Source organism: Phaeovulum sp. W22_SRMD_FR3 (genome assembly GCF_052113705.1).
Classification (GTDB): Bacteria; Pseudomonadota; Alphaproteobacteria; order Rhodobacterales; family Rhodobacteraceae; genus JBGQOG01.
Genome location: NZ_JBGQOG010000022.1, coordinates 25,214 through 48,837, shown reverse-complemented (window position 1 = coordinate 48,837; position 23,624 = coordinate 25,214). Strand labels below are relative to the sequence as shown.

Annotated in this window: 13 protein-coding genes; 4 read left to right on the top strand and 9 right to left on the bottom strand. The window is 65.9% G+C overall.

The window, feature by feature from the left end:
- Positions 1-87: 87 nt before the first annotated feature.
- A complete protein-coding gene (locus ACEN2S_RS20070; protein WP_441869785.1) occupies positions 88-2,433 on the top strand; it encodes a Tex family protein in 2,346 nt (781 codons plus the stop codon).
- Between the two features lie 40 nt (positions 2,434-2,473).
- Here ACEN2S_RS20070 and ACEN2S_RS20065 read toward each other — a convergent pair whose 3' ends face one another.
- The 4 genes from ACEN2S_RS20065 to ACEN2S_RS20050 all read right to left on the bottom strand — a co-directional run bounded on the left by ACEN2S_RS20065 (position 2,474) and on the right by ACEN2S_RS20050 (position 9,799).
- Positions 2,474-2,884: a hypothetical protein gene (locus ACEN2S_RS20065; RefSeq protein WP_441869782.1), complete on the bottom strand. Its 411-nt coding sequence runs from the start codon at positions 2,882-2,884 to the stop codon at positions 2,474-2,476.
- A 178-nt stretch (positions 2,885-3,062) separates the two neighbouring features.
- Positions 3,063-5,528, bottom strand: coding sequence for a methyl-accepting chemotaxis protein (locus ACEN2S_RS20060; protein WP_441869779.1), 2,466 nt, complete (start codon positions 5,526-5,528; stop codon positions 3,063-3,065).
- 102 nt (positions 5,529-5,630) lie between these two features.
- Positions 5,631-7,256: a chemotaxis protein CheW gene (locus tag ACEN2S_RS20055; RefSeq protein ID WP_441869776.1), complete on the bottom strand. Its 1,626-nt coding sequence runs from the start codon at positions 7,254-7,256 to the stop codon at positions 5,631-5,633.
- Positions 7,257-7,285: 29 nt separating this feature from the next.
- A complete protein-coding gene (locus ACEN2S_RS20050; RefSeq protein ID WP_441869773.1) occupies positions 7,286-9,799 on the bottom strand; it encodes a methyl-accepting chemotaxis protein in 2,514 nt (837 codons plus the stop codon).
- A 276-nt stretch (positions 9,800-10,075) separates the two neighbouring features.
- On the opposite strand from ACEN2S_RS20050, the gene ACEN2S_RS20045 reads away from it, so the two are divergent.
- A complete protein-coding gene (locus ACEN2S_RS20045; RefSeq protein WP_441869770.1) occupies positions 10,076-10,867 on the top strand; it encodes a 3-methyl-2-oxobutanoate hydroxymethyltransferase in 792 nt (263 codons plus the stop codon).
- Between the two features lie 89 nt (positions 10,868-10,956).
- Positions 10,957-12,372 carry an NADP-dependent phosphogluconate dehydrogenase gene (gene gndA, locus ACEN2S_RS20040; RefSeq protein ID WP_441869768.1) on the top strand — a complete coding sequence of 472 codons (1,416 nt, stop codon included), beginning with the start codon at positions 10,957-10,959 and terminating at the stop codon, positions 12,370-12,372.
- 100 nt (positions 12,373-12,472) lie between these two features.
- On the opposite strand, the gene tal is transcribed toward gndA, so the two are convergent.
- From tal to ACEN2S_RS20020, 4 genes are all read right to left on the bottom strand, one after another.
- Positions 12,473-13,417: a transaldolase gene (tal, locus tag ACEN2S_RS20035; RefSeq protein WP_441869765.1), complete on the bottom strand. Its 945-nt coding sequence runs from the start codon at positions 13,415-13,417 to the stop codon at positions 12,473-12,475.
- A gap of 160 nt (positions 13,418-13,577) precedes the next feature.
- Positions 13,578-16,838, bottom strand: a complete 3,261-nt coding sequence (locus ACEN2S_RS20030; protein WP_441869762.1) for an efflux RND transporter permease subunit — start codon at positions 16,836-16,838, stop codon at positions 13,578-13,580.
- 11 nt (positions 16,839-16,849) lie between these two features.
- Positions 16,850-18,103 (bottom strand): efflux RND transporter periplasmic adaptor subunit, encoded by a 1,254-nt coding sequence (locus tag ACEN2S_RS20025; protein WP_441869759.1) that lies wholly within the window; start codon positions 18,101-18,103, stop codon positions 16,850-16,852.
- Positions 18,081-18,773, bottom strand: a complete 693-nt coding sequence (locus ACEN2S_RS20020; protein ID WP_441869756.1) for a TetR/AcrR family transcriptional regulator — start codon at positions 18,771-18,773, stop codon at positions 18,081-18,083. Before ACEN2S_RS20020 ends, ACEN2S_RS20025 begins: the two co-directional genes overlap by 23 nt.
- A gap of 133 nt (positions 18,774-18,906) precedes the next feature.
- Between ACEN2S_RS20020 and ACEN2S_RS20015 the strand changes: the two genes are divergently transcribed.
- A complete protein-coding gene (locus ACEN2S_RS20015; RefSeq protein WP_441869753.1) occupies positions 18,907-20,145 on the top strand; it encodes an AGE family epimerase/isomerase in 1,239 nt (412 codons plus the stop codon).
- 37 nt (positions 20,146-20,182) lie between these two features.
- Here the strand turns inward: ACEN2S_RS20015 and ACEN2S_RS20010 are convergent, their stop codons facing one another.
- Positions 20,183-23,533, bottom strand: a complete 3,351-nt coding sequence (locus ACEN2S_RS20010) for a glycosyltransferase family 2 protein (RefSeq protein ID WP_441869750.1) — start codon at positions 23,531-23,533, stop codon at positions 20,183-20,185.
- Positions 23,534-23,624: the final 91 nt, after the last annotated feature.

The window sequence follows — 23,624 nt, the reverse complement described above, 5'->3', positions numbered from 1 at the left end:
CGGGCCGCCGGATGTATGCTCGACTCTTTCCGGGGGCGGGCCGATTGTGTAGCCCTGTCGCTCCAGACCAGAATCAAGAGGCCGAAGATGACCCCGAAACTTGACCCCGTCCGCCGGATCCCCGCCCTGATTGCCGCCGAGATCGGCGCGCGGCCCGAGCAGGTGGTGGCGGCGGTCGAGCTGCTGGACGGCGGCGCCACCGTGCCGTTTGTGGCGCGCTACCGCAAAGAGGTGACGGGTGGCCTTGATGACACCCAGTTGCGCAATCTGGCCGAGCGGCTGGCCTATCTGCGCGAGCTGGAGGCGCGGCGGGCGGTGATCCTGGGTTCGATCAAGGATCAGGGCAAGCTGACCGAGGATCTGGAGGCGAAGGTTTCCGGGGCGCTGACCAAGGCCGAGCTGGAGGATATCTATCTGCCCTATAAGCCGAAACGGCGCACAAGGGCGATGATCGCGCGGGAGAACGGCCTCGGGCCGCTGGCCGAGGCGATCCTGGCCGACCGGACGCAGGTGCCGGCGAAGCTGGCCGAGGCCTATGTGACCGAGGCGGTGGCGGATGTGAAAGCGGCGCTGGAGGGGGCGCGGGACATTGTGGCCGAGGGGCTGGCCGAGAATGCCGACCTTCTGGCGCGGGCGCGGCAGCATCTGCGCGCCAATGCCTTTGTCGCGGCGAAAGTGGTCGAGGGGAAAGAGGCCGAAGGCGCGAAGTTTTCCGATTACTTCGACCATGCGGAGGCATTTGGCAAAATCGCCGGACACCGGGCCCTGGCGATTTTCCGCGGCCGGAACGAGGGGTTCCTGACGCTGGATCTGGCGGCGGAGGCAGAGCCTTTGGAGGCGATGGCGCGGGGCGTGTTGGGCGCGCAGGGGCAGGCCCCGGGGAATCTCTGGCTGGCGGAGGTGGCGGGCTGGTGCTGGCGGGTGAAACTGCGCAGCTCGCTCTCCATCGATCTGCTGGGCGAGTTGCGCGAGCGGGCCGAGGCGGAGGCCATTCATGTTTTTGCCCGCAATCTCAAAGACTTGCTGCTTGCCGCACCGGCGGGCGGGCGGGCGACGCTCGGGCTTGATCCGGGCATCCGCACCGGCTGCAAAGTGGCGGTGATTGATGGCACCGGCAAGGTGCTGGACACGGCGACGATCTATCCGTTCCAGCCGAAAAACGATCTGCGCGGGGCGCAGGCGGTGCTGGGGGCGTTGATTCAAAAGCATAAAGTGGACCTGATCGCCATTGGCAACGGCACCGCGAGCCGCGAGAGCGAGAAGCTGGTGGCGGATTTGCTGGCGATGATGCCCGCGACGGTGAAAAAGCCGACCAAGGTGATCGTTTCGGAGGCGGGGGCCTCGGTCTATTCCGCCTCGGCGCTGGCGGCGGCGGAATTCCCGGACCTCGATGTCTCGATCCGGGGGGCGGTGTCGATTGCGCGGCGGCTGCAGGACCCGTTGGCCGAGCTGGTGAAGATCGAGCCGAAGTCGATTGGCGTCGGGCAATATCAGCATGATGTGGACCAGTACCGGCTGAGCCGCTCGCTGGATGGGGTGGTTGAGGATGCGGTGAACGCGGTGGGCGTGGATCTGAACACCGCCTCGGCACCGCTTTTGGCGCGGGTGGCGGGGATTGGCGCCGGGCTCGCCGATGCGATCGTGGCGCACCGCGATGCGAACGGTGCCTTTGCCACCCGGAAAGATCTGCTGAAGGTCGCGCGGCTGGGGCCGAAAGCCTTTGAGCAATGCGCGGGTTTTCTGCGGATCCGCGATGGTAAGGAGCCGCTGGATGGCTCTTCCGTGCACCCGGAGGCCTATGAGGTGGCGCGGCGGATCGTGAAGGCCTGTGGCCGCGATCTGCGCAGCGTGATGGCCGATCCGAGCGTGGTGCGGCGGCTGGAGCCGCGCGATTTCGTCGATGAACGCTTCGGCCTGCCGACGGTGAAGGACATCCTGGCCGAGTTGGAGAAGCCGGGACGCGACCCGCGGCCGGAGTTCAAGACCGCGACCTTTGCCGAGGGGGTTGAGGACATCAAGGACCTGAAACCGGGGATGCTGCTGGAAGGAACCGTGACGAACGTGGCGGCTTTCGGGGCTTTTGTGGACATTGGCGTGCATCAGGACGGGCTGGTGCATGTGAGCCAGCTGGCCGACCGTTTCGTCAAGGATCCGCATGAGGTGGTGAAAGCCGGCGATGTGGTGAAGGTGCGGGTGGTCGAGGTGGACGCGCCGCGCAAGCGGATCGGGCTGTCCATGCGCTCGGATGCGGCGGCGGTGCAGGCCGAGCGGGCGCAGATGGAGGGGCCGAAGGGCAAGTTCGTCGGGAGCAAGCCCGGGCAGGGCCGCAAGCCTGCGCCGAAGGGCGGCAGCTATTCCGCCGCCCCGCAGGGCAAGGCGAGCGACACCGGCAGCTTTGGCGCCGCGCTGATGGATGCGTTCAAGAAACGCTGAAAACCGCCAGCACAGAGACTGTTTTGACCCGGAATCCGGGTCAGAACTTGACGTTGGTCAGCGTGTTGCGCGTGCTCGCCTCGGTCTCGGCCGGGGAGAGATTCGGGTCCACATGCGAGGGGTAATAGGGCGGGATCAGCGGGCTGACCGGCTGAAACCGCACCGCCCGCTCGGGCAGCGGCGTGGTGATCGAGGTGGCCTGGGCATTGTCGGCGGCAAGCGCCGCCGCCATGCTGACGCCGAGCTGGACGGAATGGCTGCTCGCGGCGGAGATCTCGGCCACGGGGACAGGCTCGGGCTCGGAGGGCATCGCAAAAGCGGGCAGGGCCGCCGACAGGGTGCCGGCGGCTTTGGCAGCGGAAGGCGCCGTCGCAACCGAGCCGCTGCCCGAACTGATGGCGGGCAGATGGCTGACTGCTGAGGCGTCAGAGATCGGTTGGATCGCGGACATGGCAGCAACTTTCGTCAGATGAATATCTGACCTGAGTCTATACCACGAATTTGACCCAATTTTCCTGTGAAACTGAAGACTTGGTTAAGGGGGCGCAGGGCCCCCAAACCGTTTGCGTGCGCCGCCCCCTCTGCTGTGTCAGCCGATGGGGCGGCGTTTCTTCATGGGCGGGTGCGGCTCAGGCGGCCCGGTCCGACCAGCTGCCCGCCCGGCTGGCGCCCGCCGCGCCGATGCTGAAATGCTGCACCATCTCGGCCAGCACCTCGGCTTGACCGCGCAGCGATTGGCTGGCGGCCGAGGTTTCCTCGAACATCGCGGCGTTTTGCTGAGTGTTCTGATCGAGCTGGTTCACCGCGATGTTGATCTCGGCCAGACCGGCGCTCTGCTCGGTGGAGGAGGCGGCGATTTCGTTGACCGAGCCAAAGATCTGCCGGACGTAGTCTTCGATCGAGCCGATGGCCTGACCGGCTTCGCCCACCAGATTGACGCCGCGGCGGATCTGGGCGGAGGAGGAGGAGATCAGATCGGCGATTTCCCGGGCCGCATCCGAGGAGCGTTGCGCCAGCGCGCGGACCTCGGAGGCAACAACCGCAAAGCCGCGCCCGGCTTCGCCCGCCCGCGCCGCCTCGACGCCTGCGTTCAGCGCCAAGAGGTTGGTCTGGAAGGCGATTTCGTCGATCACACTGGTGATTTTCGAGATCTTGTCCGAGCTTTCGGCGATGGCGCCCATCGCATCCACAGCCTGCCGCACGACCTGGCCCGAGCTTTCGGCGCGGTCGCGGGCCTCGCTCACCAGCTTGCGGGCCTGACCGGCGACTTCGGAGGCGGAGGTGACCGAGGAGGTCAGCTCATCCAGCGCGGCGGCGGTTTCCTCCAGCGTGGCGGCCTGCTGTTCGGTGCGGCGCGACAGATCGTCGGAGGCCGAAGAAATCTCGGCCACTTCGGAATTGATCGCCGTGGCGCTTTCAACGACCGCGCGCAGCGCCTCAAGCAATTTGCCGATGGCCTGATTGAAATTGGCGCGGAGCCCTTCGTATTCGTCGGCAAAGCGCTCGTTCAGCGAGACGGTCAGATCGCCGTCCGACAGCGCATTCAGGGCGGAAGAGAGACCTTCCACGACACGTTTTTGTGCCGCTTCCGTGGCGCTGCGGGCCTGTTCAACGGCCCGTTCCGCGGTGCGGCGGGCGGTGACATCGGCGGCGAGCAGCACATAGCTTTGCACCTTGCCCGAGCGGTCGGTGATCGCGCTGAAGCCGCCGTCGATCAGCAAGGGATCGGCACCCGGGCGGGTCAGGGTCAGTGTGCCATGCACCGGCTCATTCGCCTTCAGGCGGGCGAAGACGGGTTTGCCTGCGGCCGATTCGTGCTGGAACCGAGCCGAAAAGTCCTGATCGGCGACCTGGTCTGGCGTCATGCCCAGCAGCTTGCAGAAGGTGGCATTGGCCAGCTCCAGCTTGCCCTCGGGCGAGAATTCGGCGCGCAGCTGATCGTGGTCGATGGCGGTGATGATCGCGGCATTGCGCTGCTCGGCCGTGACATCCTTCCATTCGACGACAAAGCCGTCATGCTCGCCCTTCTGGTTGTAGACAGCGCTGACCTCGATGGTCAGGTTGGTGCGGCCAAAGCGCAGACCGGTGAGGAAGGGCAGGTTTTTCGGGTCCGACAGCCGGGCGCGGGCGCGCTCGATCCCGTCGTGGAAGATGTCCATGTTCGAGCCGACGACCTTTTTCGGGTCGTAATGGGGCACCCGGGCCTTGATCGCTGCGGCGTGGTGATCGAGGATCTCGCGCGCGGCGGGGTTGGTGTAGAGAATGTTGAAGTCGCGGTCGGCGAGCATCAGCGAGGCCGAGGTGCCCTCGACGGCCGAGGCCTTGAAGGCGGCTTCGCGGGCATATTCGGCCGAACGGGCGAGCGTGTCGCGGAGGTTTTCCAGCGCGCGGGCCAGATCGCCGATTTCGTCGCGGCGGTGGGTCGCGCCAAAGCTGGTGGCAAAATCACCGCGCTGCAGGCGGTCGGTCAGCGCGGTCAGCTGCGCGACGGGGCGGGCGATGCGGCGGCTCATGCCAAAGGCAGAGAGGGCAAGCACCAGCACCAACCCGATCAGGGTCAGCCCGGCATTGACGGCGGTGTCATGCGCATGCGCCGCGATCAGCGGCTCGGGTGTCCAGGAGGTGGCGAGATAGCCCAGCGTCGGGCCGTTCCCCTCCGGCGTTTCAAGATGGACGGGCAGGGCGCCATTGCGGCCATCGGCGCTGAGGACCGCGGCGTTGCTGCTGCGCGCCTGATCGATGAGGGGCTGCAACAGTGCCGTGTCGGCGGTGGCGCCGAGGGTCAGGAACGGCGTGCCGTCGAGGCGGGTGATATAGGCTGCGGTCACCAGACCGTCGGAGTGATCCAGCGTGCTTTGCAGCAGCTGCCGGGCCATGTCGGGCGCGTCACTGCTCAGGCTCTGCGCGGCGATATAGCCCAGAACCGGGTTGAAATCTTCGATCTGGTTGCTGAGATGCGCCTGGGTCAGTTTCAGCTCGGAGCGGATGTCCAGAGCACCAAGGGTGAGGCAGAGCAAGACCAGGCCGACACAAGACACGAGGGTCGCGCGCCAGTACAGGGACTTGGCATTGAAGCGGAGGGCGGGCTTGGACATTGGATGTCTCCTGAAACGGGGGTGCCGCGACATGCGGAATACTGGTTAACGGGGTCAGATCGCAAAAAGCGGCGCTCCGGCCGGGGCCGGGGCGCCGCGGGATTACCAGGCTTCGTTGAAGAAGGCGTCTTCGAGGGCGGCCTTTTCGGCGGCAGCCTGCGCGAGGGCGGGATCAAGCCCGCCGCCGCCGCTGGCAGCCGCGCCGCCAAAGCCGCCGCCCAGAGTCCGGGCGATGGCCGTGAGATCAATCACCGGCACGCAGGGGCGACGGTCGCCCTCTTGCAGCAGGATCGTGTCGAGCGCCTCCATCGTGCGGGGGATGCCATGCGCCCCCTTGCCACGCGAGAACAGGCTGGCGCGGCGGATGGAATGCAACTCATTCACCGCGAAACCGACGGTGACCTGCCCCATCCGCACCAGAAGCACGGCGGCGCGGGTGGTGTCGCGGCTGGGTTCGGCCCACATCAGCCGGGCCAGTGAATAGATCGGCACCACGCGGTTGCGGTGGTTGATGGCGCAGAGAAAGCCATCGCCGCCGGGATTGGCATGATGCGCCGCCTCGGGCAGGCCGATGACCTCGGAGACCGCATCGACGAGGGTGGCGAATTGCAGCCCGCAATTGGCCAGCAGGTAATGCTGCGGCGCGCCGTCTTCGACGCTCTGGGCCGGGCCTTCGGTGGCGGAAATTTTCGCGGCGGTGGCGGATTTCAGCGCGGCACCGATGGGTTTGGTCAGGCTGGCCAGCTGCAGGAAATCCGGCTCGGCGCGGCAGGCTTCGGCATCGAGCACCAGCACCCGCTCATTGGCCTTGTTCACATAGATGCCGCGGTAGAGATCCCCGCGCGAGATCAGGCCGGGCGGCATTGAGAGGATGTCGTTTTCATCCTGACGGGCGATGTCGACCACCTCGTCGATGCGCAGCGCGAGGAGGCCGTCATCGGGAAAACGCAGGATGATGGCGGCGGCCCGGCGGGGCCGAGGCGGCGGATGACCGATGCCAAAGGCCGAAACAGTGTCGATCAGCGGCACTTCCTGGCCGTGATAGTGCAAGATCCCCTCGCAATCGCCGACCATCAGCGGGCTGGAGATGATCGGGCTTTCGGGGACGGTGGCGTCCACCTCATGCGCGGGCACCGAGAGGCAGATGCCGCCCGAGCGGAACACCACATTCGGGCGCACGATGCGGCCCGCCAGGGCGGAATTGTCATGGTTGGCGGCGCCGACATGCGGCACCCCCGGCAGCGCCAGAATGGCGGAAGGGTCGATCACATTGACCAGTTGCCCGGCCAGCATGAAGGTGCCGGTGACGAGGAGGTTGCCGCCCATGCTGGCATGGCGCAGCGGGCGCAGGTCCTGCGGACGGATGGTGGCAATGTCAGAGACACCATCCGCCATCAGCCCCACCAGCTGCTCCTCATGCCAGAGGATCACCACCAGCGGGTTGCCCTCGCCGCAGGGCTCCTGGCCACAGTAGCGGGCCACATCCACCACCGGGATCGCCTCGGCGCGCAGTTCAATCGCGCCGCGCAGACAATCCGACGGGGTGGCCAGCGCCGAGAGTTCCGCCGGGCAGGGCACCACTTCGCGGATCGCGGCGGCGGGCAGGGCGACCAGCGCCCGCCCGAGCCGCATGATGCCGAAGATCAGACTTTTCGGCGCCTCGCCCGCCGCCACAATGCCTGTGGCGGTGGTCAGGAGCGAGGGCGAGGGCGGCGGGGTGTGGATCATCGGCGGGCTCCTTGGCAAGACGCGGGCGTTCAGGCGGCCTTGCTTTTGGTGGTGACGCGGGCCGCTTCGGCCAACTCATTGATCAGGGTGACGACATTCTCGGACACATCGCGCTGGGTATCGGCGGAATGCGAGATCCGCTCGATCGAGCTGCCGGTCATCGTCACGCTTTGCACGATGCGCTGGAAGGCGGCGCGGGCCAGTTGCGAGCGCTCGGTCCCCTGGGTCACGCGCGAAACGGATTCCGAAATCAGCTTGGTGATCTCCTGCGCCGCCCCGGACGAGCGTTCGGCCAGTTTGCGCACCTCATCGGCCACCACCGAGAAGCCGACGCCATGTTCCCCGGCGCGGGCCGCCTCAATCGCGGCGTTGAAGGCGAGAAGGTTGGTCTGATTGGCGATTTCGGCAATAACCTTGACGATTTCCGAGATCTCGGCCGAGGACCGCTGGATCAGGTCAATCGCCTCGATGGCGTTGTTCAGCGCCTCGGCACCTTCATTGGCATTGGCTTCGGTCTGATTGGCCTGGCCGAGCGCGGTCGAGGTCGAGCCGGTGATATCGGCGATCGAGCCCGAGAGCAGGCTGACGGTTTCGATCATTGCGCCTGCCTTGGCGCGGATGGCATTTTCCAGATTGACCTGTTCAGTGACATCCTGGGCGTATTTCACCACGCGGATCGGCTGGCCCTTGGTGTCGAAGATCGGCGAATAGGTGGCCTGAATATAGACATCGCGGCCGAATTTGCCGATGCGGTGATAGCGCCCGGTGCGGAATTCGCCCTTGTTCAGCGCCAGCCAGAAATCGCGGTATTCCTGCGATTTGATATGCTCATCCGAGCAGAACATCGAATGGTGCTGATTGAGGATCTCGCGCTCGGAATAGCCCATGACGCGCAGGAAATTCTCATTCACCGCCACCACGCGCCCGTCGAGATCAAATTCGATGACGGCCTGCCCCCGGCTGATCGCGGCGACACGGCTTTCAAACTCGGTGTTGCGCAGCTTGTCGGCGGTGATGTCGGTGGCATATTTGACCACTTTCACCGGCTTGCCGGAGATGTCGAAGATCGGGTTGTAGGTGGCGTTCAGCCAGACCTCGCGGCCGCCGCGGGCAAGGCGCAGATATTCGCCATGTTCAAACTCGCCCCGGGCCAGACGATGCCAGAAGGCACGGTATTCATGCGAATTGGCATGGGCCGGTTCGCAGAACATGCTGTGGTGATGGCCCTGAACGTCTTTCAGCGCATAGCCGAAGGTTTCGAGGAAATTCTCGTTGGCGGTGAGCACATTGCCGTCGAGGTCAAACTCGATCACCGCCTGGCTGCGGCTGATGGCGTTGACCTTGCTCTCAAACTCCGCCGCGCGCAGTTTGTCGGCGGTGATGTCGGTGGCGAATTTGACGAATTTGATCGGCGTGCCATCCGGGCTGAGCACCGAATTATAGGTGGCGTTGATCCATTTTTCGACCCCACCCCGGCCCAGACGCCTGAACTCGCCCGAGATGAATTCACCCCGGCGCAGGCGATCCCAGAACTCGGCATAGTCGGATGAATTGGTGTATTGGGCGTCGCAGAACATCCGGTGATGGTGGCCCACCACCTCTTCCAGCGTGTAGCCGGTGAGTTTCAGGAAATTCTCGTTGGCGGTCAGCACATTGCCTTTGAGGTCAAATTCGATCACCGCCTGGCTGCGCAGGGCGGAATTCACCAAAGCATTGGCGGTGGCCTGTTGCTCATGCAGGGCGGTGACATCGCGGCCCACGATCATGACGATCGGACCCTGCTCGGGGTCGGCAAAGGCCTGTTTGCGGGCCGACATATAGATGATTTTGCCGTCCTGCGCGATCAGCTCAAGCATGGTGTCTTCGGGATGGCCGTTCAGCACCCGGCGCCAGATCAGATCGCGCTGCGTGCCGCGTGCGGGCGTGCGCAGCGTGGAAAAATTCAGGCCCAGCAGGTCGCTTTCGGCATAATGCAGCGCCTCGCAGAAGGCGGTGTTGGCGGAGATGATCTCGCCTTCCGGGGTCAGCTCAACCTTCAGCGCGCCGTCCGACATCGCCTCGGCACGGTTCAGCACCGCGCGGGCCCGGGCGACGTAATCCGAGACGTTCAGGCCCTGCATGCGCAGACCGCCCTGACCGTCGGTGTAGAAAATGGCCTCAAGCACGATGTTCTTCGAGCCCGCACCGATCATATCCAGCCGCAGTACCTGCTCTTCGCCGACCAGTGCGGCGTTCCACAGCGAATCGAGCCGGCTCGGGTCATCGCGGCACATGGTGCAGATCAGGTCGCGCGATTTGCCGATCAGCTGTTCGGCCGTGTATCCCAGCGCCTGTTCGGCCGCCTTGTTGACGCTTTCGATCATGCCGGCCTGCGAAAAGCCGATTTCGATCATCGCATGCGGCCGGATGTCTGCGGCGGTCTCGGGCGCCGTCTGCGCGGTGGCGGGTTTCGCTTTGCGCGCTTTGGCGGTGCCGGGCTCAACCATGGCGGGCAGGTCCGATTCGGGGGTCGACGGCAGGGTGTGTTCGGATTCGTCGGTCATGGAAGTTCTCCGCAAGCAGGGGCTGTCCGGACCGAATCGCATTAACCCTGTCCGGGCTGACGCAAGAAATACGGGCGGGCGCTGAACGGGCCGTTAACGGCGGCAAAATTCAGGCGCGATTGTGGCGCCGCGCCGCGATGTTGCGGGGTTTTCATCAAGCCCGCGGTTTACCGCGGGGCGCCGGGCGCCTTTGCTGCGCGCAACCGGTTGCCCGCCGGGGGCGCCGCGGTGGCGGCCCGGGGCGGGTGCTGTCATCCGAAGCTGAAAGGACATTCCATGGCTGCCCGCCCCACCATTGCCGATCTGCGCGCCCTGAAGGGCAAGCGCCAACTGTCGATGCTCTATGTCGAGACGCCGGAGGAGGCGCGGGCGGCGGCGGCGGCGGGTATCGACATGCTGTCGATCATCGACCCGCTCTGGACGCCCGCGATGCGGGAGGCGGCGGGGCGGTGTTTCGTGCAGGTCGGGCTCTTGTATGGCACGCTCTGCACCTATGAGGAGTATCTGCGCGCGGCTCATCGGGCGATGCAGACCGGCGGCGATTGCGTCTATTGCGCGGCCAGTCTGAGCATCGTCAAAGGTCTGGCCGATGAGGGAATTCCGGTGGTGGGGCATGTCGGCCTCGTGCCGTCCAAGGCCACCTGGACCGGGGGATTCAAGGCGGTGGGCAAGACCGCTGAGAGCGCCGAGGCGGTCTGGCGCGCGGTGCAGGCGCTGGAGGCGGCGGGGGCCTTTGCCGCCGAACTGGAGGTGGTGCCGGACCGCGTCGCGGCCGAGATCACCCGGCGCACCGGTCTCATTCTTCTGGGGATGGGCGCGGGGGCAGGGGCCGATGCGCAATATCTCTTTGCCGAGGATGTCTTGGGCTGCACCCGGGGGCACCGGCCGCGCCACGCCAAACGCTACCGCGATTTTGCCGCCGAATATGCCAGGTTGCAGGCGGAACGCATCGCCGCCTTTGCCGAATTTCGTACCGATGTCGCCTCGGGTGCCTATCCCGCCCCCGAACATGTGGTGCCAATCCCGGATGCGGAGTTTGAGGCGTTTCTGGCCCGGCTCGACCGTTAGCGCTGACGCTTCGGGGTTGCAGGCCGGAGCGAGCGGGCTAGAAAGGGGGAAAGGGGCCAACCGGCCCGGTCGCAACGGAGGGTTTGCCCGTGACCTCAAGCAGCATTGGCCTGATCGGCCTGGGAACCATGGGCGCGATGCTCGCGCTGAACATCGCGGAAAAGGGGTTCCCGATCGCGGTCTGGAACCGCACCACCGCGGTGACGCGCGATTTTCACGCGCAGGCGGGCGACCTCGCGCCGATGATCACCCCGACCGAGTCGCTGGAGGCTCTGGTGGCGGCCATGACCCCGCCGCGGGCGATCATCCTGATGGTGCCGGCAGGCCCGGCGGTGGATGAGCAGATCGCGGCGCTGCGGCCGCTGCTGGGCAAGGATGATCTGATCATCGACGCGGGCAATGCCAATTTCCACGACACCAACCGCCGCGCCGAAGCCGCCGCTGCCAAGGGCGAGCTGTTCCTCGGCATCGGGGTCTCGGGCGGCGAAGAGGGCGCGCGGCATGGCCCCTCGATCATGGGTGGCGGGCCGAAACCGGCCTGGGACCGGGTCTCGGAAGTGCTGGAAGCGATTTCGGCGAAATATCAGGGCCTGCCCTGCGCCACCTGGATGGGCGAGGCCGGGGCCGGGCATTTCGTCAAGGCCGTGCATAATGGCATCGAATATGCCGACATGCAGATGATCGCCGAAATCTACGGCATCCTGCGCGACGGCATGGGCCTGGCCGCGCCCGAGATCGCCACGCAATTCGCGGACTGGAATGAGGGCGTGCTGCGCTCCTATCTGGTCGAAATCTCCGGCCAGGTGTCGGCGGCCACCGATCCGAAAACCGGCAAGCCGATGATCGACATGATCCTTGATCGCGCGGGGCAGAAGGGCACCGGCCGCTGGACGGTGATCGAGGCGCAGCATCTGGCCTCGGCGATCCCGGCGATCGAAGCGGCGGTGACCGCGCGCAACCTCTCCTCGCGTCTCGAGGCCCGCCGCGCGGGCGAGGCGATCTTTGGCGCCGCCCCGACGCGCCTGCCCGCTGATGCGCTCAGCCGCGCCGATCTGGAGGCCGCGCTGATCGCGGGCAAAATCCTGTGCTATGCGCAGGGCTTTGATCTCCTCAGCGCCGCGTCGGAGGCTTTCGCCTGGAACCTGCCGCTGCCCGCCGTGGCCGAGGTCTGGCGCGAGGGCTGCATCATCCGCTCGGACATGCTGAACGATATGGCGGCGGCGCTGACCGCGCATCCGGGGCAAAACCTGATGTTCGCCCCCCGCTTCACCGACTATCTCAAGGCCGGCCATGATGCCCTGCGCCGGGTGGTGGCACGCGCCGCCGAAGCCGGTCTGCCGGTGCCCGCCCTCGCCTCGGGTCTGGCCTATTTCGACATGATGCGCACCGGCCGCTCCACCGCCAACATGATCCAGGCGCAACGCGACTTCTTCGGCGCGCATGGGTTCGAGCGGGTGGACACCGGCGAGGCCGGTCAACACGGCCCCTGGGGCAGCCACGGCTAAACAAAAAGGCCCGGGATAAACACCCCGGGCCTTATCATTTCTTCTTGGCGAAAATTCCTTCGGGGGTCCGGGGGCAGACAGCCCCCGGCGCCGGAATATCTCAGGCCGCCAAAGCCTTCTCGATCATCGCATAGAGCTTCTCGGTGTCGATGTTGAAGTTGCGGATGCCTTCCGCCAGCTTCTCGGTCGCCATCGGATCTTCGTTCATCGCCCAGCGGAACTCGGCCTCGCCCATCGGGATCGGCGCCATGCCGGTGGCCTTGTCTGCCGAGAGGAGCCGCGGCAGATCGCCCGAGGCTTCGTGCAGTTCCGTCAAAAGGTTCGGGCTGATCGTGAGCCGGTCACAGCCCGCCAAAGCCTCGATCTGGCCGGTGTTGCGGAAGCTCGCACCCATGACCACGGTGTTGATGCCGTTCGATTTGTAATAATCATAGATGCGGCGCACCGAGGCCACGCCCGGATCGGTTTCCGGCGTGTAGGTCTGGCCGGTGGCCTTGCCGTACCAATCGGTGATCCGGCCGACGAAGGGCGAGATCAGGAAGGCTCCGGCATTGGCGCAGGCCACCGCTTGCGCCAGCGAGAAGATCAGCGTCAGGTTGCATTCGATGCCTTCGGCTTCCAGCACGCGGGCGGCCTCGATGCCTTCCCAGGTGGCGGCGAGTTTGATCAGCACGCGGGATTTGTCGATGCCACGCTCGGCATAGGCGGCGATCAGCGCGCGGGCCTTGGCAATCGAGGCTTCGGTGTCAAAGGACAGACGCGCATCGACCTCGGTCGAGACCTTGCCCGGCACGAGGCCGGCCAATTCGGCGCCGACGGTGACGGTCAGATCATCGGCGATCACGCGGACCGCATTGTCCTTGCCTTTGCCGGCGGCCACCGCACGGGCGAAGTGATCGGCGAAGGCGGCGCTTTGCACGGCTTTCAGCACGATCGAGGGGTTGGTGGTGCAATCTTGCGGCTTCAGCGTGCGCACGGCGTCAATATCGCCGGTGTCGGCCACAACGACGGACAGGTCGCGCAGCTGGTCGAGTTTATTGGTCATGACGGGGCCCCCTCTGGCAATTTCGGCGGGGGCACGAGACCCCCGTTCGGCTGGTTCCGGGAATAGTCCTCCTGTCCGACAGTGTCACGACAAAACCGCGTTTTTGCGCCAAAAACCGCCTGTGACGATGAAAAAAGGGCGGTTCACACCGCCCGTTTTCCTATTCGGCCACATGCAGCGTTTTATGCGGCGGTGGCGGCAACCGCCCCTCAACCCCGCTGACGCGCCGCTCCAGCGCTGCGATATCGGCGGCGAGAACCTCCGGCGGCGGCGCCTCGGGTTCCGCCTCTTTCGGGCCGATGAATCGCGAGAAAAGCCGGGCGAGCAGGCCCGAGAGGTCATCCATGATCAGGAAGAACGAGGGGACCACCACGAGGCTGAGCACGGTCGAGACGATGATGCCGCCGATCACCGCCGTCGCCATCGGCGCGCGGAAACTGCCGCCTTCGCCCACCCCCATTGCCGAGGGCAGCATGCCCGCCGACATGGCGATCGAGGTCATCACGATGGGGCGGGCGCGTTTGTGTCCGGCCTCGAGCACCGCCTTGAACCGCTCCATCCCCTGCGCGCGCATCTCGATGGCGAAATCGATCAGCAGGATGGCGTTTTTGGTGACGATCCCCATCAGCATCAGGATGCCGATCAGCACCGGCATCGACACCGCCGAATTGGTGACGATCAGCGCCGCCGCGACGCCGCCGATGGCGAGAGGCAGCGAGAAGAGGATGGTGAAGGGCTGAATGACCGAGCGGAACAGCAGGATCAGCACCGAGAGGACCAGCATCAGCCCCATCAGCATGGCATTGCCAAAGCTCTGCACCATTTCCGCCTGCACCTCGGCATCGCCGGATTCGGTGACGCGGACGGAGGGGGGCAGCTCGGTCGCTTCGGTGATTTCCTTGAACCGCGCGGTGGCGGTGCCAAGGGCCACCCCCACGGGCAGGTTGGCACCGATGGTGGCGCGCCGCTCGCGGTTGAGGCGGTTGACCATGCTCGGGCCTTCGGAAATCGTGATGTCGGCCACGGCGTTCAGCGGCACGGTGCCGCCGCTCGCGGTGAGCACCTTCAGCGCGCCGAGGCGGCCGATGTCGCCGCGCGCATCATCGGTCAACCGCACCCGCACCGGGATCAGCCGGTCGCCGATGCTGAGTTTGGCCAGCGCCGCATCGCCATCCCCCAAAGTCGCCACCCGCAGCGTTTGCGCGATCTGCGCGGTGGTGATGCCAAGTCGGGCCGCCACATCGGCGCGCGGCGTCACCTGCACCTCGGGGCGCGGCAGCGCGCCTTCGGAGGCCACGGCGGCGAGCAACGGTTCGGCGCGCAAGGCGCCCTCGAGCCGGGCGACGGCGGTGTTCAGATCGGCCTCATTGCTGGAGAGGATCGAGAAGGACATGTCCCGCTCGCCCCGGTCGTTCAGCTTGAAGGCGCGCAGATCGGGGATCGGGGCCAGACGGTCAAAGATTTCGGCCTCGATCTCGCTTTGCGGCCGGGTGCGGCCCTCGGTTTCGGGCGCGGGGATGTAGCGGCCGAGGAGCGGCAGTTTCTGACCAATCTCGGAGAATTTGCGCAAGAGCGAATGGTCGAGTTTGTCCAGGATGACCGTCACCGAGGCGCGGCGCACGTCGAGATCGCCGGTGGGCGAGGAGCCGCCGAGCACGAAGACATCCTTGACGCCCGCCACCTCCCTGATCTGGGCATACATGGCCTGGGTGGTGGCATCGGTCTGCGCCAGAGTGGTGCCGGGCGGCAGCTCGACGCTGATCGGGATGCGGCTGACATCCTCGGGCGGGATGAAGCTGCCGGGAATGCGGACCATGAAAAAGACCGAGATCGCCAGCACGCCAATGGCCCCGAGCAGGGTGACATAGCGCCAGCGCAGGGTGGTGCCGACAAAGCGCAGATAGTTGCGCATGACAAAGCCGTCGCCCTGATGCTCGGCCTCGCCATCCTTGTCGCGCATCAGATAGGCGGCCATCATTGGCGTGATCAATCGCGCGACGATGAGCGAGAAGAGAACGGCAATCGCGACGGTCAGGCCGAATTGCCGGAAATACTGCCCCGGAATCCCCGGCATGAAGCTGACGGGCACGAAAACCGCGACGATGGTGAAGGTGGTGGCGATGACGGCAAGGCCGATCTCATCCGCCGCATCGATCGCGGCGCGGTAGGGGGATTTGCCCATCTTGATGTGGCGGGCGATGTTCTCGACCTCGACAATCGCGTCATCGACGAGGATGCCGGTGGCGAGCGTGATGGCGAGGAAAGAGACGAGGTTGAGCGAGAAGCCCAGCAGATCCATCACATAGAAGGTGGGGATCGCCGAAAGCGGCAGCGCCATCGCGGAAATCAGCGTGGCCCGCCAGTTGCGCAGGAAGAGGAGCACGACGAGCACGGCCAGCGCCGCCCCCTCGATCAGCGTGTCGAGCGCCGCCTGATAGTTGCCATAGGTGTAATAGACCGTGTCATCGACGGGGGTGATCGCCACTTCGGGGTGCTGCTGGCGCAGGCCAGACAGTGTCTCATCCACCACTTTTGCCACGGAAACCTCGGACGCCCCCTTGGCGCGGAAGACCGAGAAGGTCACCACCTGTTCGCCGTTGAAGCGCGAGAAGCTGCGCAACTCCTCATGCGTGTCGCTGACCTGACCGAGGTCGCCCAGCCGCACGAAGCGCCCCGAGGGCAGCGCGATGGTGGTGGCCGCGAGGCGCGCGGCGGTGTCGGCATCGCCAAGCGTGCGGATCGCCTGCTCGCCGCTGCCAAGCTCGGCGCGGCCGGCGCCCAGGTCGGTGTTGGTCAGGCCGATCTGAGACGAGACGGCGGCGGCGGTGGTGCCGTAGCTGTCGAGTTTGACGGGATCGAGTTCGATGCGGATCTCGCGGTCGGCGCCGCCGTAGCGGTCGACGCGGCCGATGCCGGGGCGGCCCTGCAGCGCGCGGGTGATCGTGTCATCGACATACCAGCTGAGCTCTTCGATGGAGAGGGCGGGGGCAGAGACCGCGAAGGTCATGATCGCCTGGCCCTCGACATCAATGCGGGTGACAATGGGCGCCTCAATATCGCCGGGCAGATCGCCGCGGATACGGTCGATGGCGTCTTTGGTGTCCTGCACCGCCTTGTCGGTCGGCACCTCCATGCGGAATTCAATCGCGGTGGTCGAGACGCCGTCGGTGACGGTGGAGGTGACGTTCTTGACCCCGGTGATGCCCGCCACGGCATCCTCGATCTCTTTGGTCACTTGTGTCTCTAACTCGGCCGGGGCGGCACCCGATTGGGCGACGGTGACGGCGACGATGGGCACGTCGATGTTCGGAAACCGGGTGATCGGCAGCGTGTTGAAACTCTGCCAGCCGAGCACGGTCAGCATGAAGAAGATCAGGATCGGCGCGATGGGATTGCGGATGGACCAGGCGGAAAAGTTCATCGCATGTCCCCTCAGTTGCTCGGCGGCGCGTCTTGCGCCTCGACCGGGGTGATGCGGTCACCGTCGCGCACGAAGGCGGCGGCGCGGGCGACCACCTTATCCCCCTGAAACAGTCCCGAAACCACCTCAATCCGGGCACCGTCGCGGATGCCGGTCACCACTTTGGTGCGGGTGACCTTGCCATCGGAGACGCGCATCACCGTGGCGCCGCCGTCCGAGGCGCCCACCGCCGTCACCGGCACCGCGAGGGCCTCGCGCTCGGCCACCAGAATGGTTGCGTCGAGGAACATGCCGGTCACCACAGTGCCGTTCACCGCGCCGTCGGGCGCGTCGATGCTGATGCGCGCGCGGCCCATCCGGCTCGTGGCATCAATCAGCGGCTCGACCAGCCGCACCGTGCCGGTGAGGCTGTCGCCCCCCACGGCGGTCATCTCGACCTTCTGGCCGGGGGCGAGTTTCATCACATCCTGCTCGGCCAGTTCGGCGCGCAGTTCCAGCGCATCATCGCGGATCAGCACGAACATCGGCGCGCCCGAGGTGCTTGCAATACCGCCCAATTGTGCATTGCGAGAGACGATTTTGCCCGCAACCGTCGCCCGGATCTCGGTCCGGGCAAGTTGCAGCTCAATATCGGCAATCTGCGCCTCCACCAGCGCCTGCTGCGCCTTGGCCGCGATCAGCCCCTGCTCGGCGGCGGTGACCCGCGCGGCGGCGGCGGCGGCGTTGGAGGTGGCGGTTTCGGCATTGGCCTGCGACACCGCGCCTTGCGTGCGCAGCGCGCTGGTGCGGGCGGTCACCCGGTTCGCCTCATCGGCGCTGGCCTGCGCCTCGATCACCGAGGCCTGCGATTGCGCGATGGCGGCGGCGGCGCTGGCACGGCTGGCGGTCAGCTGGCTTTTCTGCAGCTCCAGCGCGGAGGCGGAGAGACGGGCGAGCACCTGCCCCGCGGTCACCTGATCGCCGACATCGGCCAGCAGCGCTTCGATCTGCTGCCCCTGAATTTGTGGCTGCACCTGCACCTCTTCCACCGCCGCGACGAAGCCGGAGGCGCGCACGGTGTCGCGCAGCAGCTGGCGGGTGACCGGTGTCACCACAATGGCGGGCAGAGTTGGGGCGGTCTGGGCGGGGGTGGCCTGAGCGGGGGCAGCCTGAACAGGCGCTGTCTGCGCGGGCGGGGTCGCAGGTGTCTCGGCCCGCGCCGCCGCAACGGGCAGCATCCCCAACGCGATCAGGGCCGCGAAGTCAGTCCAGCGGGGCAGGGTCATTCGGCAATTCCTTACTCAATACCAGAATTTCGTTCAAAATGCAGTCAATGGTGCGCAGGACCAGCGCCTGCAGCGCCGCCTGTGCCTTCGGGTCACCGGGCATCATCATCATGCAGCCCTTGAAGAGCATGATGATCAGCGTTCCGTGTGCGGTGAATTGCGCGGCGGCCACGGCGGGCGTTACCCCGGCAATCTTGGCAAAAATCTGCGCCAGATAGTCGATGATCTGATGATCCATCTGCCGCACCAGCGCCGCCACGTCGGGTTTGCGGACGGCCGCGGCGGTGATCTCGGCCCAGAGCGCGCCTTCCTGGTCGCATTGCTCTTCTTGCATGTGGCGCCGGATGGTCTGGCGCAGGGCGGCGACCGTGTCCGGGGCCTGCAGGATCATCGCGAATTCCGCCGACAGCTCCTGCATGTCGATGGCGATCATCTGCGCGATGATGTCAGCCTTGGAGGGGAAGTAGCGGTAGAAATTCCCGACGCTCATCCCCACCGCGCGCGCCAGATCCTGCATCGAGGCACCGTCAAAGCCCTTTTCGGCAAAGGCCTGCCGCACGGCATGCAGGATCTCGGCGCTGCGCGAATCCGGAACGGAGCTTTCTGGCCGCAAGGGCCCGGCGCCGTCCGTTTCCGGCTCGGATGAGGGGGCGGCAGAGTCGTAGGACATCACGGGCCTCGGGATGAATGAACGCTCATTCACATAGCATTCTTTCGGCATGGGTCAAGAGGGAGGCGCTTTTGCGGGCTTCATCCGGCGCCCGCGCTGACATAGGTTGGGCGCAACGCGAGGAGGATCAGAGATGGGGTGGATGGGTGTTGAGGTGACGGGGCCGGATTTTACCGCACGGCCCGTGCATCGGCAGTGGCTCTTGGGGCAGGCGTTGGACCTGTTCCGGTTTTTTGGCCGCGCGACCGATCCGTCGGGGGGCTTTTACACGCTGGATGCCGGGGGACAGCCGCGGGCGGAGGGGCTGCGGCAGATCCATGAGACGACGCGGATGGTGCATTGTCAGGCGATCGGGCTGCAACTGGGCCTGCCGGGGGCGGCGGAGATGGTCGATCACGGCATGCACTATCTTTGGGCGCGGCACCGCGATGCCGCGCGCGGCGGCTATCATTGGGGGGTGCAGGGCGATGCGGTGGCCGATGGCCGCAAACAGGCCTATGGGCATGCGTTTGTCCTGCTCGCCGCCTCCTCGGCGAAGGTGGTGGGGCATCCGGATGCCGACCGCCTGCTGGCAGATGTGAGCACGGTGATCCGGGAGCGTTTCTGGGATGAGGCGGCGGGGGCGAGCCGCGAGGAATTTGACGCGGATTGGCATGAGGTGCCGGGCTATCGCGGGCAAAACGCCAATATGCATCTGACCGAGGCGCTGATGGCGGCCTATGAGGCGACGGGCGCGGCCGAGTATCTGACGATGGCCGAGCGGATTGCCGCGCTGATCATTCAGCGCCACGCGCAGGCGCAGGGCTGGCGGGTGGCCGAGCATTTCCATGCCGACTGGACGCTTGACCGCGATTATGCGGGCGATCCGATGTTCCGCCCGGCGGGCACCACGCCCGGCCATGCGCTGGAATGGGCGCGTCTCCTCATCCAATTGTGGCATTTGGGCGGACATAGGCTCGATTGGCTGCGCCCGGCGGCGGAAGCCTTGTTTCGCCGCACGGTGGAAATTGGCTGGGACAGGACGCAGGGCGGGTTCTATTACACGCTGGATTGGGCGGATGTGCCCGCGCAGCGTGACCGCTACTGGTGGCCCTGTGCCGAAGGGATCGGCGCGGCTTCGGTGCTGCGCGCCTCGGGCGGGGCGGCGGAGTTTGAGGAATGGTACCGTCGCATCTGGGGCTTTACCGCGCAGCATCTGATCGATCCGGCGGGGGGCTGGCACCCGGAACTCGGGGCCGAGGATCTGCGCCCGGTCAGCCGGGTGTTTCAGGGCAAGCCCGACATCTATCACGCGCTGCAGGCCTGTCTGATCCCGCTGGTGCCGCCGACGGGCAGCCTGACGCGGGGGCTGCGCGAAGGTCTGGTTCTCTGAGGTCCAGCGCCGAGGCTGTGTGGCCCCGGCGCAAGGATCATTCGGCGGCGGCTTCGGCCTGCATCGGGGCCGTAATCGTCTCGAACACGGCCCGCCAGGTCGGGTCTTGCAGCAGGGCGGCGATGCGCTGGCGGTGCCAGGCGACCGCCTCGGCCTGCAGGCGGGCGAGGTCGGCATCGGCCAGCAGCGTGTCGAGGGCCGCGCGGGTTTGCGGCACATGGCGCAGAATGCGGTCATCGCGCTCTTGCACATAATTGCGGCTTTGCCAGTCATTCAGACCCTGTTCCGGCGCAATTCCCGCAGAAGCGAGCCGCACGAGATAGCTCTCGGCCGAGCGCAGCGGATATTGGTTCAGCGTCACCAAAGCATAACCCGCCGTTTCGCGTGAGGCGCGCCAGACATTGTCGGCCTGCTCTTCGGCGGGCCAGCAGAGGCCGGAGCCATTCACCCAGCGCAGGTCATCGATCTCGGCCGGATCCAGCTCCATCGGGCGGTTGACGCCAAGCTTGCCCGCCGGGGCCGAGCTGTGCACCATGCTGCGCAGCGTCCAGGCCTGCACCTGCGGATCGACCGGCAGATCGCCGTTTTCCGCGCGCAGCCCGTGGGCATTGTCCTCATCCCGCGCGACCTTGCCGACGACACCCGGGGCGCAGTCGAAAAAGCCTTCGGTGATCAGCCCGTCGTGATACTGCGCGGTGCCCGCATTGCCATGCACCCGGGTCAGGAGAGAGACGACATTGGGGTCGTTCATCTCGCGCAGCATGTCGGCGATGGTGCCGGATCCTGCATGAACAGTGACGAATTCGTCGACTTCCAGCGGCAACACCCAATCGGCGGATTCCACCAAAGGATGCCCGGCGGCGAGGTTCAGGGTCTGGCGCAGGGATTTCGGTTTCGCCGCGCCCTCGCCCTCGGCCTCCAGCCGGGTGACCAGCCCGTGACGCGCGAGCTGGGCCAGCATCGCCTCGGTCGGGTCATCGCAGGCGGGGGCATAGATCAGGAAATGCGTGACGCCGATGGCCTGATGATGCGCGATCCATTCGAGAAGGAAGGCACCCTCATTGCGCAGGCTGGTGATGATCAGCACTTCGTCATTGCTCTGCGGCTCGGCCAGAGGCGCGAGACGGCCGAGGAAATGCGCGGCGCGCGCCTCATTCGCCTCATACATCCGCTGGTTCAGCGCGCCGAGCGCGAAAACATCGCCATCGGCCCGGCGCACCAGATCGACATGGCCCGCCCGCATGAGTGCCGGGGCGCTGGGCGCTTTCGGGACTTTGCCGGTTTTCACTTTGGGGGCGGCAACGGCCACCGGGGCGGCGGGATCGCGCGCCACCGGGGCATCCTTGACCTGATGCGACATCGGGTCCTGCGCCAGCTTGGCGCGCAGATCGGCGAATTGTTCGCGCGCGCGCAATTCGGCGATTTTCGCGCGGTGCCAGTTGACGGCGCCCGCGTGCAGATCGCTCAGGCCGGGATGCGTCAGCTCCAGCACCTGGCGGACCGAGCGCATCCGGTCGAGCCATTGCTGGATGCTCGGGTCCTGCTCATCGTTGCGGTTGTGGATGTTCCAGTAGGACAGGCCCTGATCGCGGCTGACATGGTTGGTGCGGCCACGGTCGCGTTTCACCAGAAAGCCGTCGAGCGAGCGGACGGCATAATGGTTCAGCGTGCAGAGCTGATAGCCCCAGGTGTCGAGCGAGACGCGCCAGCCATTGTTCATGTAATGATCGCCGAACTGCTTGCCGGAGCCCGCGATCCAATGCGGCATCTCTTCGCGCCGCGCGCCGCCCGGACGGTGGACGCCGAGCTGGGTGAAGGTGGAGGGCTGACGGACCAGCGTCTTGAACCCCCAGCAATTATGCGGCTTGCGCACAAATTCCGGCGCACAATGGTGGAACTGCGCCGGGACCGGCTCATCCACAAACTCGAGCACGCCGCCGCAGCCAAAGAGCCGCCAGGTCATCGAGATCAGCTCGGGGTTGCCGGAAACGGCGAGGAGATCCTCAAGCCGCCCCTGACCGACGTGGATCGAGATATATTCATCGACGTCAAAGACCATATAGGCATCGGCCTCGGTCACCAGGGGATGCGCGCTGGCGAGTTTCAGGGCCACCCATTGCGGCCGCTCTCCCGCCGCCATATCGGCGGGGTTGTCGACGCGGGTGACGATGCCGTTCTGGCTGAGGCAATTCAGGATCTCATCAGTGCCGTCGTCGCAATTGTTTGTATAAACAAGGAAATTCGTGAAGCCGAGCGACATGTGATAGGCCACCCAATCGATGATATAGGGGCCTTCGTTCTTCATCGTGGTCACGGCAGTGACGCGGCGCAGGGGGGCGGGTTCCACACGCGGCAGATCGGTCACCGCAACGGCGGGGGTGGGAACGGTCTCGGTCTCGCCGCCCTTGTCGCGCAGGAGGGCGGCGGCCTTCTCCTCGTCGGAGATCTTGCGGGTCTTGTTGCCGCCGTCGCGGTAGGCGTCACCCGCCCCCAGCGCGATGGCGGGGTATTGCTTGCCGGCAATCGCCTCGCGGAAGGCGCGGGCATGGGGATGGTCGCGGTCGGGGTTCGGGCAATCGCGCAGCGGTGTTTCGCAGGGGTCGATGCCGTGGCGGATCAGGAGCTTGCCCAAGAGACCCTCGGGATGCGGCAGGCCGTGATAGGCTTCGGCCACATGTTTGCGCATGCGGCGGCCGTAGAGATGCACGGAAAAGGTATTTTCGGTCAGGTAAAGCGCGGTATCGACCTTTTTCTTCACCATCTTGCGGCGGTCGCGGAACGAGAACGGATAGAGCCCGTCTCGCGGCAGGGCAAAGCGCGCCTCGCCCGTTTGATGCAGGAAATAGGTGATCGCATGCGGACCCCAGACGCCCCAGGGCTGATCGCCCGCATGGACAGGCTCGCCCGCGGCCTTTTTCGCCTCCAGCTCCGCCTCATATTCCGGGCCGTACCAGCGCGGGATGGCGAATTCGTCGCGGGTATAGTCGAGCAGCGCGGCCAGCGTGGCGCTGTCTTTCGGCAGGCCAAGGACGCCGCCGTTGATGTGATGGCCGCTTTCCCAGCCATAAAAATGCCCGTTCGGCGTGGTGAAGGGGCGCATGCAATAGGCGTCGGTGTCCGCCCAGATCATGTTGTCGGTCTTTTCCAGCAGCTTGTAGCGGAAGAGATCGGAATGCAGCGCCGGACTGCCGGTGCGCTCATGCGTCAGAAAGCCGGTTTCGGGCAGGATCTCGCCCGCGTCGCGCAGCTCAACCCCGTCTGGCACGCCGCCGATGGGTTCATAGCTGTAGAGGATGGTCGGGTGACCGGCATCGACAAAGGATTTGACGCAGAGCTTCTCGAGAAAACTCAGCGAGCCACGCATCCACAACAAACCGATCTCATGCATCGTCAAAACCCTGTCATGCCCGATATGGGGCGGAAAATAGCACTGTCTTTGGCGCGGAGGCTAGCAGCCCGGTTTGGCGAAACCAAGGCAG

Coding starts and splice junctions, on each gene's coding strand:
- ACEN2S_RS20055 (WP_441869776.1), bottom strand. CDS start 7,256: ATGATCCACACCCCGCCGCCCTCGCCCTCGCTCCTGACCACCGCCACA.
- ACEN2S_RS20070 (WP_441869785.1), top strand. CDS start 88: ATGACCCCGAAACTTGACCCCGTCCGCCGGATCCCCGCCCTGATTGCC.
- ACEN2S_RS20010 (WP_441869750.1), bottom strand. CDS start 23,533: ATGCATGAGATCGGTTTGTTGTGGATGCGTGGCTCGCTGAGTTTTCTC.
- tal (WP_441869765.1), bottom strand. CDS start 13,417: ATGACCAATAAACTCGACCAGCTGCGCGACCTGTCCGTCGTTGTGGCC.
- ACEN2S_RS20015 (WP_441869753.1), top strand. CDS start 18,907: ATGGGGTGGATGGGTGTTGAGGTGACGGGGCCGGATTTTACCGCACGG.
- ACEN2S_RS20030 (WP_441869762.1), bottom strand. CDS start 16,838: ATGAACTTTTCCGCCTGGTCCATCCGCAATCCCATCGCGCCGATCCTG.
- ACEN2S_RS20065 (WP_441869782.1), bottom strand. CDS start 2,884: ATGTCCGCGATCCAACCGATCTCTGACGCCTCAGCAGTCAGCCATCTG.
- ACEN2S_RS20020 (WP_441869756.1), bottom strand. CDS start 18,773: ATGTCCTACGACTCTGCCGCCCCCTCATCCGAGCCGGAAACGGACGGC.
- ACEN2S_RS20025 (WP_441869759.1), bottom strand. CDS start 18,103: ATGACCCTGCCCCGCTGGACTGACTTCGCGGCCCTGATCGCGTTGGGG.
- ACEN2S_RS20050 (WP_441869773.1), bottom strand. CDS start 9,799: ATGACCGACGAATCCGAACACACCCTGCCGTCGACCCCCGAATCGGAC.
- ACEN2S_RS20045 (WP_441869770.1), top strand. CDS start 10,076: ATGGCTGCCCGCCCCACCATTGCCGATCTGCGCGCCCTGAAGGGCAAG.
- ACEN2S_RS20060 (WP_441869779.1), bottom strand. CDS start 5,528: ATGTCCAAGCCCGCCCTCCGCTTCAATGCCAAGTCCCTGTACTGGCGC.